Annotated in this window: 14 protein-coding genes and 2 pseudogenes; 7 read left to right on the forward strand and 9 right to left on the reverse strand. The window is 54.6% G+C overall.

Translation table 11 applies throughout. The features are described 5' to 3' along the window. Nucleotides 1-16: 16 nt before the first annotated feature. Nucleotides 17-934 (forward strand): LysR family transcriptional regulator, encoded by a 918-nt coding sequence (locus AC2T28_RS23795; RefSeq protein WP_486751103.1) that lies wholly within the window; start codon nt 17-19, stop codon nt 932-934. A 142-nt stretch (nt 935-1076) separates the two neighbouring features. Here AC2T28_RS23795 and AC2T28_RS23800 read toward each other — a convergent pair. The 8 genes and pseudogenes from AC2T28_RS23800 to AC2T28_RS23835 form a co-directional block, all read right to left on the reverse strand. Then, nucleotides 1077-1534: pseudogene (locus AC2T28_RS23800) on the reverse strand (transposase); the annotation flags it as partial. 50 nt (nt 1535-1584) lie between these two features. Continuing rightward, a complete protein-coding gene (locus AC2T28_RS23805; protein ID WP_486751104.1) occupies nt 1585-2706 on the reverse strand; it encodes a CaiB/BaiF CoA transferase family protein in 1122 nt (373 codons plus the stop codon). A gap of 63 nt (nt 2707-2769) precedes the next feature. Beyond that, nucleotides 2770-4185, reverse strand: coding sequence for a tetratricopeptide repeat protein (locus AC2T28_RS23810; RefSeq protein ID WP_486751105.1), 1416 nt, complete (start codon nt 4183-4185; stop codon nt 2770-2772). Next, nucleotides 4172-5782: a thiamine pyrophosphate-binding protein gene (locus AC2T28_RS23815; RefSeq protein ID WP_486751106.1), complete on the reverse strand. Its 1611-nt coding sequence runs from the start codon at nt 5780-5782 to the stop codon at nt 4172-4174. Before AC2T28_RS23815 ends, AC2T28_RS23810 begins: the two co-directional genes overlap by 14 nt. Before the next feature lie 3 nt (nt 5783-5785). Next, complete coding sequence (acdA, locus tag AC2T28_RS23820) at nt 5786-7045, reverse strand: 3-sulfinopropanoyl-CoA desulfinase (RefSeq protein WP_486751107.1); 1260 nt, start codon at nt 7043-7045, stop codon at nt 5786-5788. 66 nt (nt 7046-7111) lie between these two features. Further along, nucleotides 7112-7714, reverse strand: coding sequence for a LysR substrate-binding domain-containing protein (locus AC2T28_RS23825; protein ID WP_486751116.1), 603 nt, complete (start codon nt 7712-7714; stop codon nt 7112-7114). A gap of 84 nt (nt 7715-7798) precedes the next feature. Then, nucleotides 7799-7972, reverse strand: a pseudogene (locus AC2T28_RS23830) (LysR family transcriptional regulator); the annotation flags it as partial. 343 nt (nt 7973-8315) lie between these two features. Continuing rightward, entirely contained in the window at nt 8316-8594 is a 279-nt protein-coding gene (locus AC2T28_RS23835; RefSeq protein ID WP_486751108.1) for a hypothetical protein, read from the reverse strand. 226 nt (nt 8595-8820) lie between these two features. Here AC2T28_RS23835 and AC2T28_RS23840 point away from each other — a divergent pair, with 226 nt between their 5' ends. From AC2T28_RS23840 to AC2T28_RS23865, 6 genes are read left to right on the forward strand one after another with little or no spacing between them, the layout of a single operon-like run. Then, nucleotides 8821-9807, forward strand: a complete 987-nt coding sequence (locus AC2T28_RS23840) for a 3-oxoacyl-ACP synthase III family protein (protein ID WP_486751109.1) — start codon at nt 8821-8823, stop codon at nt 9805-9807. A 1-nt stretch (nt 9808) separates the two neighbouring features. Beyond that, nucleotides 9809-10783, forward strand: coding sequence for an NAD-dependent epimerase/dehydratase family protein (locus tag AC2T28_RS23845; protein WP_486751110.1), 975 nt, complete (start codon nt 9809-9811; stop codon nt 10781-10783). Beyond that, entirely contained in the window at nt 10780-11604 is an 825-nt protein-coding gene (locus tag AC2T28_RS23850) for an MBL fold metallo-hydrolase (protein ID WP_486751111.1), read from the forward strand. The genes AC2T28_RS23845 and AC2T28_RS23850 overlap by 4 nt, the downstream gene beginning before the upstream one ends. A 20-nt stretch (nt 11605-11624) precedes the next feature. Further along, nucleotides 11625-12869 carry a F390 synthetase-related protein gene (locus tag AC2T28_RS23855; protein WP_486751112.1) on the forward strand — a complete coding sequence of 415 codons (1245 nt, stop codon included), beginning with the start codon at nt 11625-11627 and terminating at the stop codon, nt 12867-12869. Then, a complete protein-coding gene (locus tag AC2T28_RS23860; RefSeq protein ID WP_486751113.1) occupies nt 12866-13960 on the forward strand; it encodes a GNAT family N-acetyltransferase in 1095 nt (364 codons plus the stop codon). The genes AC2T28_RS23855 and AC2T28_RS23860 overlap by 4 nt, the downstream gene beginning before the upstream one ends. Beyond that, nucleotides 13957-14925: a Rieske 2Fe-2S domain-containing protein gene (locus AC2T28_RS23865; protein ID WP_486751114.1), complete on the forward strand. Its 969-nt coding sequence runs from the start codon at nt 13957-13959 to the stop codon at nt 14923-14925. Before AC2T28_RS23860 ends, AC2T28_RS23865 begins: the two co-directional genes overlap by 4 nt. Here the strand turns inward: AC2T28_RS23865 and AC2T28_RS23870 are convergent. Then, a complete protein-coding gene (locus tag AC2T28_RS23870; RefSeq protein ID WP_486751115.1) occupies nt 14907-16076 on the reverse strand; it encodes an ATP-grasp domain-containing protein in 1170 nt (389 codons plus the stop codon). The genes AC2T28_RS23865 and AC2T28_RS23870 overlap by 19 nt on opposite strands. Between the last annotated feature and the right edge of the window lie 616 nt (nt 16077-16692).

Here is a 16692-nt window from a genome sequence, read left to right on the forward strand (position 1 = left end):
TGATTTGGAAACTTTGATGTCCCGTAAAACAATCAGTAACAGGGTTACTAATGTCGACATAAGGCTGCTCGAGGTATTTAAGACTGTTGCGGTCTGCGGGGGATTCACTGCCGCTGAATTTGAACTGAACATCGGCAGATCAACCATCAGCAAACATATTTCCGACCTAGAGACGCGGCTCGGATTCAAGATTTGTCATCGAGGACCAGCTGGTTTTTCGCTGACTTCAGATGGCGAAAACACATTGAGTGCTGCCGAGGAATTGTTCCTGTCACTCGATAGATTTCAAGAAAGCGTTGACGAGGTTCGCTCCGATTTTTCTGGAAAACTCCGAATTGCTTGCCTTGATCACTCGTCAACCAACCCTGAAGCAAAGGTATTTGAGGCGATTCGAATGTTTCGCGATACCGCACCAGGTGTAACCCTCGATATTTCTCTAGAGCCACACAATGTCATCGAAGATGGTGTTATTAATGGGAAATTTAACCTCGGTATTGTTCCGCTACATCGAAAATCACCAATGTTGAAATACCGAAAGCTATATACCGAAGATATGCGCCTCTATTGTGGTCGAGACCATCCCTTGTATGAAAGTCGCACAAAAATTCACGACTTGGACGAATTGGGAAAGCACGCCTATGCCGGATTGAACTTTAATTCTCCTAATATGGCCATTCATCAAGAGCTCAACTTGCGAAAATCGGCTTTTGTGCAAAATGAAGAAGCTCTTACACTTCTCGTCCTTTCCGGACGCTACCTTGGTTTTTTACCCACCCATACAGCAAAACCGTTTCTCAAATCAGGACTTTTGCAAGAGCTTCGAAGTGATACCGCCACCTACACCTCAAACATGTCTGCAATTGTAGGAAAGAGCGCATCATCCGGCAGGAGACTAGGGGTCTTCCTTGATTGCCTCACAGCCGCTCATTCTTAGATTACCTTCACTGGTGAGTGGCCCATCGTGGAATCTGCGGCTCCACACATCACTACAGGTTCAAAGGTAATCCCTCCATATTTAATGGGGTCCGCTTGTCAAACTACGCGGCCATTTTCGGTTTCATTACCAGGGTGATCCCGCCGTTACCCATGTTGGGTCGCTCATTGTTGTAAGACGAGATCCATTCGGCGATTTCCGCATTCTCATCTCTAAGCTTGCACTCATAACGATTGCAACTCTCGCTGGTCTGGAAGATCCGGCAGGCCAAAGCGATGCTCCCCCCGGTGATGTGCGACCGCTCTCACGGCCATCTCCTTGCGCAGAGATGGCATTAACGTATTTTCCCAACGCTTCCTTCAGTAGATCATTTTGCATACTCATCTCTGCATACATTTTTTCAAAACGCCGGTTGTGCTCAACCATGTCCTTCATCTCAGCAATCAAAGAAAAGTCCATACCGCTGAACTTAGCCCACTACTTAAAAAAGCTGGCACTGCTCATCCCATGCTCGCGACACAGCTCGGAGACCGGCACGCCGCTCTTCGCCTGTTTCAGAATACCCATGATCCGCGCGTCGCTAAACTGTCCGTTCTTCATCCTAAATCTCCTCAGTTAACCTGCCGAGAAAATTCTATTTTTGAACACCACTAACTTTTAGAGGGGATTACCAGATCACATCCTCTAAGCTTGCTGCCGATGAGCTCAACGGCGTGATTTTTGGTTGCTTCGGTGGCCATCCGAACTTTCATATCCCGCGCTTTCACCTGATCTGAGGCAAAGACGGCGTCCAGTTTGTTCACCGGTCCCACCGGGATTTTTGAAGTTTCCAATCCGTCCAGAATTGATTGGACAGAATGCTTGGAAATCAAAGGCTCCAATTTCTCAATCAGCGCGTCGCGATTGGCAAGCCGCGCCGGATTGGTTGAATAATCCAGATGGCTGGCCAACGCGGGCTCGCCCAGCCACTCGGCGAAACGTTGAAACTGGCTGTCATTCCCCACTGCGACGATGACATCACCATCGGCGGCTCTGAATACCTGATAGGGGGCGATATTCGGATGGCCGTTGCCACGCCGTTTGGGCACTTCGCCAGAGGTCAGGTGATTGACGCCTTCATTGATCAACCAAGCCACTTGCGTGTCGGCCAAGGCCAAATCGATATGTTGGCCTTCGCCTGTTTGTTCCTTGTGACGGAGTGCTGCAAGTATACCCACGCTGGCGTACATCCCACACATAACATCTGCGATCCCCACACCGACTTTCATCGGCTCGCCGTTTGGCGCTCCTGTCAGGCTCATCATGCCGCCATAGCCCTGAGCCATGATGTCATAACCAGGTTTGGATGCATTTGGCCCGGTTTGCCCAAAACCGGAAATCGAGCAATAGACCAGATGAGGAAACTCTTGCAGCATGGTTTCGTGATCCAGCCCATATTTGCGCAATGATCCGGGTTTGAAATTTTCCACCAAGATGTCCGTCTGCGCGGCAAGCTGTTTGATCTGCGTTTGCCCAAGAATGGTACCGATATCAATCGCTACTGATTTTTTGTTGCGATTGGCGCACATGAAATAGGCGCTCAAGTCGGTTGGATTGCCATCAGGATCATCGACAAATGGTGGCCCCCAGGCGCGAGTGTCGTCGCCATTAGTTGCTGGGTTCTCGATTTTGATCACGTCCGCCCCAAGATCCCCCAAGAGCTGGGTTGCCGTTGGCCCTGCCAAAATACGGCTGAGATCTAGTACTTTGACACCTTCAAGCGGTCCGTTCATGGCACTTCCTTCAATTGATCGCAGCCTCTTTGAAATGGTCAGGCGGGGTGAAATCGGGTTCACCTACGCCATGATCAGCGATTGTGCCTTGGCGGTTGCGCGATCGGCGTTTGATTCATCACCCAATCCCTTGAATGCTCGCGCAACAGCGCGCCAGTTTTGCGCTGATGTGGGCTTGAGTGCGGTACGTTCATTCGCCAATGCCAATGCTAGATCAAATTGGCGCGCCCGCAAGGCGGCCTCAAGCAGGGTCCATCCGATGATATCGCGCTGCGCATATGAACCGCCTAAGCGGTGGGTCATGTATCGCACCGGCAACAAATGATCCACGCAAGCCGCATAATTCTCGGCCTTGAAATCCCGCATCGCCAGGCAGAACGGCAGACCTATTTCGCGGCTCATGGCGACATTGGCGTCCGATGCTGAATCCAGATAGCGTTCATTTGCACTCAATAGCTTTTGCTGAGCATCGACCCGGTCATCTGATACGAAGGTCAACATCGCATGGACGTCATTGAAAGCATAAAGCGTGTCTTGCGCCGCAGGTTCCCATTTGTCGGCCAGATGTTTCCACCGATCACCCGACTCCTGCCCGGCAAGATTGATCCGCCATAGAAGCGCTGAGGCATCCAGTTCCTCGTATTTGTTGCCATCTTTACGGCGCGAATCCAGATGTTTGTCGAATATGGCATAGACCTGATCATATTGTTCGATATCCAGATGATAGAGCGCCGTGTGCCACCACAGATGGTTGGCAAAATTCGATGTGCCCCATTGGTTTTCCCGCTGGTTCATAAAGCGCACACCACCAGTCTGACGCCCGCGCATCTCCATCACGTGAGCAACCGCATGAACCGCATAGGGGTGATCAGGACGAATGGCCAAAGCCTGACGGGCCAGTTCTTCAGCTTGGGAAAAATCACGATTTTCCTCTAGGCCAAATGCATAAAAGCCTAAGACAAACTCATATCCCGGCACGCTTTCGTCCCAAAGGGTCGAAGCACGGGCGACAACATCTCGCTGTCCCGCGATGTCGCCCAACAGAACGTCTGCGTAGTGGACCAGTTCCATCGCCAAAAGGTCCATGGGATATTTGACTAGCACTGCTTCCCATTTCTGCACAGCGCCAAAGAAATCACCGTTGATCCAGGCTTTGACAGCTTCAAAATGCCCGATCTCGCGATCATTTGCGTATTTGATCCGCTTTTCGGCTTCGCCAAGTGACTTGACCATTAGGCCATAAATCCGCGTTTCCATCGATTGGGTCAGCCAGCCCGCTTTGAACAGCCAGCCCATGATGAAATCAGGATGCTCTTTCAGAACTTTGTTGATCTCGGCAATCGCATCACCACGAAATGTCAGCGACATTTCTATCGCGCGTTCCAAGCCATCGATTGCCCGCATGTCAGGATATGAAACCGGAACACCACGGCAATCCTTGAAAGCTCTGGGTTTGCTAGGTGTTTCAAATACGACCATCGTAGGCGTTCCTTCCAATTACGGCAGAGATAAGGGTAAATGTATCACGCTCAAATGCATCTTTGATCGCGGTGTTTAATTCTTCGCGGGTCCGGCAGGTTTCGCCCGCACCACCCATGGCGCGCGCCACAGCGGTAAAATCGGTTCCGGGAAATTCAACGCCCAGATTGGGCATCTGACTGCCGCGTTGTTTCAGCTCAATGAGGCCAAGTTGCTCATCGACAAAGACGACAATGGGCAAGCCCTGTTTGTGATCGCGTGCGGTGGCCAGCTCGCCCAAAAACATCTCAACACCCGCGTCACCGACAAAACCAATCACCGGACGGTCGGGTTCCGCCATTTTGCGGCCAATGGCCAAAGGCACGGCGCAGCCCATGGTGCAAAGCGCCGAGGATTGCAAAAGACCATGGGCTTCGTCGCATTGCCAAACATGGCTCAGAACAATGCGGTGCGCGCCGCTATCTGCTGTGGCCACGGTTCCCGGAGGGCAGGCCTTGCGGGCCTCATCCACCACAGCTGCCGGTCCCCAGCTCTCATCAAAGTGATATGCTGTGCGCAGGCTTTGCTTGATCTTTGCGACTTCCTCAGGATCCCAGGGGGACTTTGCAGCCCCGTCAGAGACCGCCACAAGGGAAGCCGCGGCATTGCCTGTGAAATTCATCGGCGCTTGATGCATATAGTGGGTGTTCTCGGTTGCAGATATGTCGATCACACGCTGATCGTCGCTGAACAAATCGCGCCACCCAATCCGCATTTCAATCGGATCATACCCCGCCAAAATCAGGCAATCGGAAGATTGAATAAGGGGCAGCAAAATCTCGTCAGAAACTGGCGAAAGCCCGGCGCCGCCCAAGGCCAATGGGTGTGTTTCATCCAGGATCCCCTTGGCCTTGTAGGTCGTGATCAAGGGGATGTTTTTATCGATGCAAAACTGGGCAAGGTCAGAGCTGCCACCTTGGGTCAACACATCGACACCCGCCAAAACAAGCGGACGTTTTGCGCCGCCGAGCCACGTTCTTGCGGTTTCCAAATCTTCGCCCGACGGCGCCATAGGAGATTGCACTTGAAAGCGCGGCTTCATCCAGACCTCTGAAACCTCTCGCTGTACATCAATGGGAACATCCAGAACGACCGGACCAGGACGACCAGAGGTGGCGATATTGATCGCCTTGTCGATGATGATTCCTGCAGTTCGAGCCTCCACCCGAAATGCTGCCTTGGTAACGGGTTCCAGAAACTTCACATGGTCAATAACCTGATGGGTATAGGTATGAGCCTCAACAGCGGGAACGCAGCCCGTGAGTACAATCATCGGCACCCGATCCTGCCACGCATTGGCTATGGCATTGGCGGCGTTAGCAATACCCGGTCCGATGGTTGCAAACAAAACGCCCGGTGCGCCATTGGCGTGCCAAGTGCCTTCGGCCATGAAACCACCAGAGTTTTCGTGTTTGACCAGGGCGATCTCCAACCCGGAGCGATCAAGGGCATCCATAAGGGCAAGCACCTCGCCGCCAGGTATGCCAAAGGCATGTCGACAGCCTTGTTGATACAATCGCTCGGCAATGACCTCTGATGCAGTTTGTTCTTTCGTCATACTTTAGTCGTTCTTTTCTTCTGGAAGATATCCACCACGCGTCTGCGGGGTTTTCATGTCGAGCACCTTGCCAGCCACGAGGTTTCGCAACATCTGCGCCGTGCCGCCGCCAATGGTGAACATGCGGGCATCGCGCAGCATGCGTTCAACTTTGTTGTTGCGCGAGTACCCCCGGGCGCCGTGCAGTTGCAGCGCATCATTTGTGACTTTTACGGCCATTTCCGAGGCGAACACCTTAGCCTGTGCCGCCAGCATCGGATCGGGAAACCCGGATGGCTGTTCATCCGCACTTGCGGCTGCACGCCAGATCATCAGACGCGCTGCGTCAATCTGCATTGCCATATCGGCGATCATCCATTGCAGCCCCTGAAATTCCGCAATAGGGCGACCGAATTGCTCGCGGCCTTTGACAAAAGAAACCGCTTCTTCATAGGCACCCCGCGCTATTCCCAGCGCCACAGTCGCGGCACCAACGCGTTGCGCGTTATAGGCGTTCATCAGCCCTGCAAATCCACGCTTGATGCCTTCTGGTGGTGTGATCAAGCGATCAAGGGGCAGGCGCAAATTTTCAAAAACCACTTCGGTTTCAGGAATACCTCGCAAGCCCAACGTCGGCTCGCGCTTGCCAATCAACAGCCCGTCTTCTCCAAGATAGGCCATAAACCCACCGATACCCTTGAACACGCCATCTTCAATGACGCGTGCAAAAATCAGGTGCAGCTTGGAAACGCCGCCACCCGTGATCCAATGTTTCTTTCCATTCAGAACCCAAGTGTTGCCGTCCCGCGTTGCGGTGGTTGTCATCTCGGTTGCAGCACTGCCCGCATCGGGCTCTGTTATGCAAATCGCAGGCTTGTCGCCGCCCAGAACATAAGCCGCAGCGCTTTCGCGCTGTTCTTGTGTGCCATAGGCAATAATTGCACCAACGGCGCCCATATTGCCCTCGACCGCGATCCGGCCAGACACACCGCATTTGGCCGATATTTCTTCGATCACGAGCGCGACATCAAAGTAGCTGCGTCCCGGACCACCCAAATCTTTTGGAACGCTCATCCCCATCAGTCCGGCCTTGGTCAGCCCGTCTACCACCTTGGTTGGAAATGCTTCTGAACGATCTGTTTCAGCCGACAACGGACCGGCAACAGTTTCTGCGAGCTTTCGCGCCGTTGCCTGAATTTCAAGTTGAGGCTCGGATAACGCAAATCCTGGGCCAGTTGGATGAATGGAGTGATGCAGCATGTCGCGCCCGCCTTTGTGAGTCACGCCACCTTAACGCTGCAAGTTGAATTTACTCTAATTGAAAGAATTCGTTTCTTTCATGAGTTTTTCTCATGCTGATTGAAGGACCTCTACGTAGCTATCTATCACCAGATCGGTACGCCCGTCCGAATTCGTGAAGGCCCCGATTTCTCGGCTAAACGGTGGATCTCCGAATGGCAGATGGCGTATCCGTTTTGAAAACTGGCGCCGACCTTTACACACCGGGACGATTGAAACACCCAAGCCCTCGGTCACAAGGTTTGAAATGGCCTCAAGCGAGTCGATCTCCATCGCACTTTTCACATTGATCTTCTTCGCCTTCAGCTCTTCTTCAATGCTTTGCCCTGCCCAGGTTTTATGGTTGAACCAGATAAACGGATGACTTTGCAGCAGGTCCTGCCAGGTTTCACCCTGCGCATGGGCTGGTGCCACAATGACAAAAGGCTCCACAGCGATGGAATGCCAATCCAAGCCCGGAATTGGATTGAGAGGCTTTGTTGAGATCGCAACATCCAAATCCCCCTTGGCCAAGCTTGCGGCCAGATCAGATGAGCTGCCATTCTTCAATTCAATGCGCAGTGCGGGAAACCTAGCTTGCAGCCGCTTGAGGCTGGCCGGCAGAAAGCTTGCCAAAGCAGTTGGCACCGCCCCAATCACCAGCTTTGATCTCACAATCTCGCCCCGTGCAACGGACGCTGATGCCTCAAAAAGCGCTAGAGTTTTTTGAGCGTGCTCCGCAAGCGCACGACCTCGGGCATTGGGAACCGGTGGCCGTCTGATCCTGTCAAACAAGAGCACCCCAAGTTCATCCTCCATCGCCTTAATCTGCAAACTGATAGCTGAATGTGACAGGCCAATCTTGTCCCCGGCCGCGGCGAAAGACTTGTTCTCAATTACGGCGATAAGCGTTTTAAGCTGATTGATGTTCATCGGATCAGTTTGAGCACAATACAAATTCCAAAGCTAATTAATTCGCCCCCCCCCAAAAAGCGGTTGTTGGGTTTTTTCTGGGTGGCAGCTTTGTCCGCCTTACAGTCGCTCAACTACCATACAGTCGCTCAACTACAGCACCGGAGGGGCCCGCTTTTGGCTCGTCCTTGAACCATGGTAATGACCTCTCAGGGCTGATACCGATCATTGGACGCAATTATTACCAACGGCGGCAATGCGCTGGTAGCGTCCTTGCCAACCGCCACAGTGAAGACCTCTCTAACAAGCTGCGTGAGGGAAATCCAAATTGAGCGGGGGAGAGTGTTTGCCAATTGTGGTTTTGTCAGGCCGCCATTACCGCATCCAATTTGGGCTTTATGACAAATGTCATGAACATACTCACAACCAGACCGATTAGCAAAGCTGCCAACATCGCTCCGCTCCAAACTGTAAGGAAATCTGGTCCACAGCCATTCACCTGAAGTGTTGCTACGGTCGCCATAACGCTTTCCATCACCAACAACATGGTCAAGCCTTGAACCAGCATAAATTGGAACTTCCCCGCATTCGGCATCAGAATTTTAAGAACTTTTTCGATCACCCAGAGAATTGCAGATCCCATCGGCGCTATCAACAGAGCAACTGCTTTTCGGTCGAATACTGCGGTGCTTGATTGGCGGCGTTGTGAAGATGGTTCGGTGGACTGCAGGCTTCAAAACCTTTCCGTCAGGTGCAACCACACAAAGTTTATTTGCGCCAACGCGCTCTGAATGCTGGAATTCCACCATTCCGAAGACCGGAGCGATAAACTATGAACAGGTCGAAACACCCGTGAAAGGCCTCGTAGTTTGAAAGTCACAGTTTTTGGAACCGGTCGTTCTCTACCGTCTCGATCCGACGAAAGCGAAGCGCTGGATCGCGATCTGGGGATGGGTAATCGCGTCACTGCGACAGGGGTCAAACGGCGATTTCGGTGCCAGGAAGAAACACAGATTGATCTTGCAACAAAGGCCTGTTTTGCCGCTCTAAAAGATGCGGGGCAATCGGTCGATGATATTGATCTTATCATTTCTGGATCGTCGGTCCCCTATCAACCCATTCCAGCCACTGCGCTACTGGTGATGCGGTGCTTGGGGATGCGGGATGGGACCGCTGCCGCATTTGACGTCAATAGCACGTGCCTGAGCTTTGTGAGTGGACTTGAGATGGCTGCGCGAATGATCGCTGGTGGAGCGGCGAAGCGAGCCCTGGTGGTATCGTCGGAAGTGGCCACAAGAGCGCTGCCTTGGGATGATCAGCCCGAAGTGGCGGCGCTATTCGGGGACGGCGCAGCAGCCGCAGTGGTTGGTGTGTCTGATCCGGATGCGTCAGCAGAGATTAAGGCATTCCGACTGTGCAGCTATCCGTCAGCCTATGAAGCATGTGGTATCGGCGCCGGTGGGACGCGGTTTGATTTTAGTGCTGACAGTACATCCTTTGCCGCTCATTCTAAATTCAGGATGGACGGGAAGGCGTTGTTTCGGATCGCGTCACAGCATTTCAATGGGTTCTTGGATGGGCTGTTGGCACAGGCGGAGTGGGCCCTGTCAGATGTGGATCTGGTTGTGCCGCATCAGGCTAGTCCAGCCGGGCTAGAGCACATGATTCGGCAGACCGGATTTGATCGGGACAAGGTCGTATGGATTGTCGAAGACTACGGCAATCAAATTGCGGCCTCGATCCCCTTTGCGTTTGATATCGCGCGAAAACAGGGCCGGGTAAAACCTGGCAACAAGGTTCTGCTTCTGGGCACTTCTGCCGGGGTCAGTTTTGGCGGCGCGGCGCTGGTGATCTGAGATGAGTGGTCGCATTCTCGTAACTGGCGCCACCGGCTTTCTGGGAGGAGCAATCCTGCGACGGTTGAGGGCGACTGGCGTTGGCCAGGGCCGTGACCCCGCGCGCTGTGCCAAGCTAGAGGCGGAAGGGCTGACAGCTGTGCAGTGGACCTTACCGGGGCCTGCGCCAAAGAACTCAGCACTGGAAGACATCAGTGCAATTGTTCATTGCGCAGCGCTGTCGGCTCCCTTTGGTTCACGCCGGGCGTTTCATAGGGCTAATGTGTTGGGCACTCGGTCAGTTCTGGCTTTCGGGCAAGCTCGTGGCGTGAAGCGGTTTGTCTTCATCTCAAGCCCGTCGGTCTATTTCGCGCTCACCGACCAGTTGGACGTGCGCGAAGACATGGATTTACCCCACCCGTTCACCGCCTATGCTCGCAGCAAAATTGAGGCCGAGGAGATAGTGCGCCTGGCGCCGGACGTGGGGCCGCTTATCTTGCGGCCGCGCGGCATTTACGGCCCTGGCGACACGGCCTTGCTGCCCCGGCTACTGAAAGCGGCTGAAACCCGAGCCTTGCCTCGGTTCCGGGAAGGTCGAGCGCGAATTGACCTGACATTTGTGGATGACGTGGCCGAGGCTGTGCTGGCCGCACTGGGGGCGGATAAGGATGTCGAGGGGCGGACATACAATATCTCTGGTGGCGAGGTGATACCGATTTCCAACATTGTTGAGCGTGCCTGTCAGCGAGCGGAGATTACACCGCGCTGGCGGGATATTCCGTTGGCACCCGCGTTGTGGGCGGCGCGGTTTGCTGAGACGGTAGCACTAATGAGCCCCAGCCAACGAGAACCCGTGGTCACGCGCTATGGGCTAGGACTTTTTGCGTTTGAGCAAAGTCTTAATATCACACGCGCCCGGGACGAACTGGGTTGGGAACCACACGTGCGATTTGCCGAAGGCCTTGAGCGGGCATTTGCCAAAGGAGGCCAGACATGAGGCCGGTCTTTGCCAACAGCGCCTGGGTCAGCAGCCCGGAACGGTTGATCCTACGTAACGGCAGCTGGAAGCGCCGTCAGCTTCTGGTGCGTTATGGCCTATTTGTGCACCCCGTTGCTGGTCCGACGCTCATCGACACCGGATATACCACACATAGCGTCAGCATACCGGGCCGCAGTGGCTGGTTGCGCACCTATAGCCATTTCCTGGCTCCGCACCTTATCGCCGAGGAACACGCAGAGCCGTTCCTAAGACATTTTGGGCTATCCGCCAGGGACATCTCCACTGTGATCGTAACGCACTTCCACGCTGATCATGTGTCCGGTTTGGCGGCTTTTCCCAAGGCCCGGTTTATCAGCAGCGGTACTGCCTGGGCAAATGTTCAGCAGAACAGCGCCTTTAAGAACCTCAGGCATGGGGTGTTTCCGGAGCTAATCCCTCAGGATTTCAGCAACCGTCTGGACCCCATAGAGCGGACCTCCCGACTCCAGGTACACCATCTGCCAGATAGCCATGACATTTTTGGCGACGGCAGCGTATTGGCGGTTCCACTGCCCGGTCATGCTGATGGTCATTTCGGATTGTTATTCTGCCAGCTAGATACACCACTGCTGTATGCCACCGACACCCAGTGGGTGGCCAATGCTCTAACCCATTCTGCCCGACCACGCCTTTTCCCGCGCCTGATGTCGGACAACTATGCAGATGTGGGCCGAAGTAGTGACCACGTAGATGCGTTTCGCCGGTCGGGTGGGACGGTTCTGTTGTGCCATGACGATGCGCCGTCATCATTTGACTTTTCGGATGGGGCTGTCCTGTGATTGACCGGCTACAAGCCCCGGTGAGTTTTCTGACTACGCGGCGCTTGTCGCGCCCGGGATTGAGCCAGGAGCATTTCGCGCGATTGCAAGAGAAGGCCCTGCGCAAATGGCTGACCCGGGATGTGCCAAAGGTGCGCGCATTCTCCGACGCCCCCCCCCAACTGAGTGACCTGCCTACGATGGATAAGGCGCAGTTGATGGGGGATTTTGCCAGTTACAACACCCAAGATATCACCGCAGATCAGGTGCGGGCGGCCATGACCCGCGATTATCGCATCGGATCACTGACAGTTGGGGCCAGCACCGGGACAAGCGGCAATCGCGGACTTTTTGTAATCTCCGATGCAGAGCGGTTCCGGTGGTTGGGGAGCATCCTTGCCAAAACGATGGCTGACTTGTTGTGGCGCAAACAGCGGGTGGCGATCATCTTGCCACAAAGCACCGGGCTTTATGACAGCGCCAATCATTTCAGGCAGATCCGATTACAGTTTTTCGATCTGACCACAGATCCGGCAGAATGGCGCAAAACGCTGGAAGCTTTCGACCCCACAGTGATTGTCGCGCCGCCCAAGGTGTTGCGCCATATGGCAGAACAGCAGTTCCGACTGCACCCTACCCGCGTGTTCTCAGCTGCTGAAACCCTCGACCCTGTGGATCGCCCGATCATCGAGGCTGCATTTGACCAACCGCTGGGCCAAATCTACATGGCCACCGAAGGATTGCTGGGCGTGACCTGCCGCCACGGCCGTCTTCATCTGGCCGAGGATTCCATCCAATTTGAATTCGAACCCGCTGGCGACGGGCTGGTAACGCCGCTCATCTCGTCGTTTCGCCGACAAACACAAATCCTTGTGCGGTACAGGATGAATGACTTGCTGCGGCTGGCCCCAGAGCCCTGCTCCTGTGGCGCGCCACAGCAAGTGGCGGCAGAGATTGTGGGGCGGATGGATGATTGCTTTTACCTACCCGGGCGGCTGGGGATTGAGATGGTCACCCCTGATGTGTTGCGCAACGCAGTCCTGACTGCGGATGCAGGCATCACCGATTTTCGCATCGTCCAGACTGGACCACATCATGTGAACATCACGCTGCCGCCGACTGCGCCAAATAGGGCAGCCCAGTTGGTGGAAAAGCAGGTCCGGGCGATGTTTGATCAACGATATTTGAAAGCCGAGATCACATTGGTCCGCACGCCGCTGCCGCTAGATATCACCCGCAAGCTGAGACGGGTTGAGCGCCGGTTCACAATGGAACAAGCCCAATGAGTACGAACTTTGCCCCTGTCGACGCTTTTGTCGATTGTTTTGCCCAACACCCGGTTAAGACACTGATCGAAAACCTGACCACACGGGTCGAGCAACTGGACATTGCCGGAAAAACCTTTCCCATTACCGTCAATGACGGGGGGATTTCGCGGAATTGCTACATCTGCAACCCAGTCACTGGTTACATCGACTACGCCATTGAAGAAACGCGCAACTTTGTCGCCAACCCCACTTTGCGCCAAGGGCTGACTGCGTTAATCCGGGCGGCGTCTCCCATAATGCAAGCCACCGGGCTGGACCGGTCGGTGCATGTGAACAACTGGCTGTTTTCAACCAACCCTGCCCCACAAATCGATCAGCAGATGGCGGCGGCCGTGCGTGACAGGCTAATTGCGCATTTTCCAACTCACGGTATCGTCCTGCGGTCGCTGAACACCTTTGCGGACCACGCTGCGTTGCAGGCATTGAAGGCCGAAGGGTTTCACTTGTTACCATCGCGCCAAATTTACTTGTTCGACGGCCGTGTGCCGTGCAAGCCAAGCAGGGACATGAAGCAAGACAAAGTGCTACTGCGTAAAATACCTTTTGAGGAAGTGCACGACAATGACTTTTCAAAAGAAGACTATACCCGCTGTGCCGAGCTGTATGGCCTACTCTATCTGAAAAAGTATACGCCGCTAAATCCGCAATATAACGCAGCCTTCATCGCTCAGATGCACCAGCGCGGTGTGATCCAGCTACAAGGTTTGCGCGGGAAGGATGGTAAACTTGTCGCGGTGGGAGGCCGGTTTCAGTATGGGCAGACCCTGACGCAGCCGCTTCTTGGCTATGACACTAAGCGTCCGCAAAAAGAGGGCCTCTATCGTCTAATCACCGCCATGGCGCAGCACGACGCCATGGAACAGGGCTTGCTGTTCAACATGAGCGCCGGAGCCGCCGGGTTCAAGCGCCACAGAGGTGCCGTTCCAGCTATCGAATACAGCGCTGTCTACTCCCGCCATTTGTCGAGGACCCGAAAGGCGACAACTCGGGCGATTGGCGGGCTTTTGTCCCGGGTTGGTGTGCCACTTTTGCAAAGGTTCGAACTATGAACGATGATCTGTGGTACGCCGTGGCCCGGTCCCGTGACTTGCGCAAAAAGCCGTTGCGGGTGAGTTTCCAAAACCAACCCGTGGTTCTGTTTCGCCACGGCACCGGAGTTGCAGCCCTGCGCGACCAGTGTCCCCATCGACTGGTGGAACTGTCCAAGGGACAAGTGGTCGGGGATACGATTGAATGTCCATACCATGGCTGGAGATTTGCCCTAGATGGCATCTGTGTGGATATGCCCGGCAGTGTCGAGCCCCTGCCACGTTGTCGCGTTCCACGCTATCGGGCCCTCGAAAAAGAGGGGGGCGTGTTTCTAACCTCGGGCCATCCGGCTGCGCCCCCTGTCGTTCACCCGATGGAGGGTCAGGATATCGTGACGCGCGTGGTGAAAAGCACCACGCGGTCGACCCTCATCGACGTGGCTGAAAACATACTTGATGCCACCCACACCCACTATACTCACAAAGGGTTGTTACGCGGCCTGTCCAATAAGCGGTATCGCGTGCAGGTAGAGGTCACCTCGGGCAAGGATTGGGTAGAAGCTGTTTACACCGGCGAAGAGCGTCAACACGGGCTGGTCAGCGCCATGTTGGATGGCGTGCGGACCAAGGGCGTGGGGCGGTATCGTCACCCCGGGATTTCTGAGCTCGAGTATTGGGGGCCAAATGGCATGGTGTTGGCAACAACATTCCACCTTAGGCAAACCGACCCTGAAACGGTTGAGGGCATCGGGTGGCTCACCGCCCCCCGGCAGCGAGGGCTGGGGCATTTGAAAGCACTGGCCTTTAAACCGATGTTTCACATCGCGCTGGAACAGGACCGCCGGGTTCTGCGCTCGGCCTTCGACAATGGCCGTGGTGCGACACGAATGATCGGACCGCTTGATATTTTGCGACGTGAAATCGAAGCGATCGAGGCGTGGCAGCCCTTGCCCGAAGAGCCACGTCACTATGAAATGGAGCTTTGATCCTCTCCGTTCCATTCAATACCCCAGGTTGAAGCGCGTTCCAGGCTAATCCGGTGCCGCAGAGCAATTCCGGCAAACTCGGCGACCGACCGTAACTGTGCGCCCCATCCGATCTGGTCGCAGGGCCAGGTCATGACGTCATCTGACCGGCGCAGGGCATCAAGGAACACACGCCTTTCGCCTTGCCGAAGCATCATGGGCAGACCGTATATCCACAGTGCCAAGCGCACGGCTTGCGGGGTCGTCACATCCGGCTGGATCTCATCCCCCTCAGCAAACAGCGCGCGAGAGAATTCCAGACCATCAGTGAAGAAATGGAGGCCACTCGTCGAACGCGGGTTACATTCCAGCGGCAAGAGCCGCCCATCATCGATGAGCATCAGATCAAAGGAAATCTGACCGGTCCAGTTGGTTGCCTTGATGAAGCTTTCAACAAAAGGACGCACCGTTTCGCCGTCCACTGGCGCAAAGCAAACAGCCGCGCCCGGTCCAGCACGCACAAGCCCCCGATAGGCCGTCAACGCAACAATCCGCCCTGCGCGGGCAACGGCATATACGCACAGTTCTGTTCCAGTGACGAACTCCTGCGCAACCCACGGGGCATCTGGTGTTGGTTTGATACGGTGAATTTTGCCCGCTTGGGGTTGGATCAAAACCTGCGAGCCAAAACGCGACCAGACCGGCTTGAACACCAAATCACGCGTTGCCGAAGCATGGCTGGCTAGCTCGGCTTGTGAAGTCAGCAGATGGGTTTGAGGCGTTGGCAGGCCAATATCCTCGCATAACCGGACAAAACGATACTTGTTGTGAACTTGGCTTAGCAGCCGCAAATCCGGCGCGAACAAAGTTGCATTCGGTGCCTTCCTTTCCCAGAGCGCGCTGAGGTGCAGGACTTCTTCGCAGGTCGGTATGACGATGTTGATACCTCTCTCGGAAATAATGCTGTTGAGGGCAGCACCTGCTGCATCAGCATCCAGACTGAAGGGAGGAATGCGGCAGTAGGGAATGTTGAGCAGGCTCGCCACGGCTACCGGATGATTCAGGTGATCCACCAACGTGACAGGGTGCCCAGCTTCAGTGAGTAGCCTCGCCAAATGAAGCGCGACAGGCGCTCGCGCGCCCGTGATCAGAGCCGATACTTTCTTATTCATAGAGACTTTTTCCACCGCCTTCCGATTGATGATAACCTGTATGGGTTTAACTGCAGACGCCCATCGTAGCAGCTTAATCGATCGAAACGGCAATATGTTCTGACCTACAAGCAATCAACATCTGGATGATAAAAACACATCTGGGAGCATGCAGCGAAGCACATGTTGTCCTGCCTTGCGGCCAGTCAAACCGACTGCAGCAAAAGGCCAAATGCCGCCCTTTGAACTCCGTGTTGCGAAAACATATTGGTGGCAACGGACGGTGGGCGTGTCATACTAGCGCTCAGCGATGTTGGATTTGACGTCGCCGATCCTGACGTCTTTAGTCTTGAGAAAAACCGTGCAGTCCGCACAGTCACATAGAACAACTCATTGGTCGGCGCTTGCTGCACCGACTGGGCGTGCAGATCGGGACTGTGGTTCATCTTGGTTTGACCGCTTCTCAGCAAGTGTCTTTCTTTTCTGAACAGGGAAATATGCTGTGTCGTAGGCTATCGATTTCTAGGGCCATTCTTAATTACAATTGACGGCTCCCAGCCCTTAGAACCCAAACTCATTCGACGTGCAGAACCAGAAGCAGTCCTAACCCACTTTTGTTGTACATATGTGCGTCACA

It is taken from the genome of Parasedimentitalea nitratireducens (genome assembly GCF_057444295.1).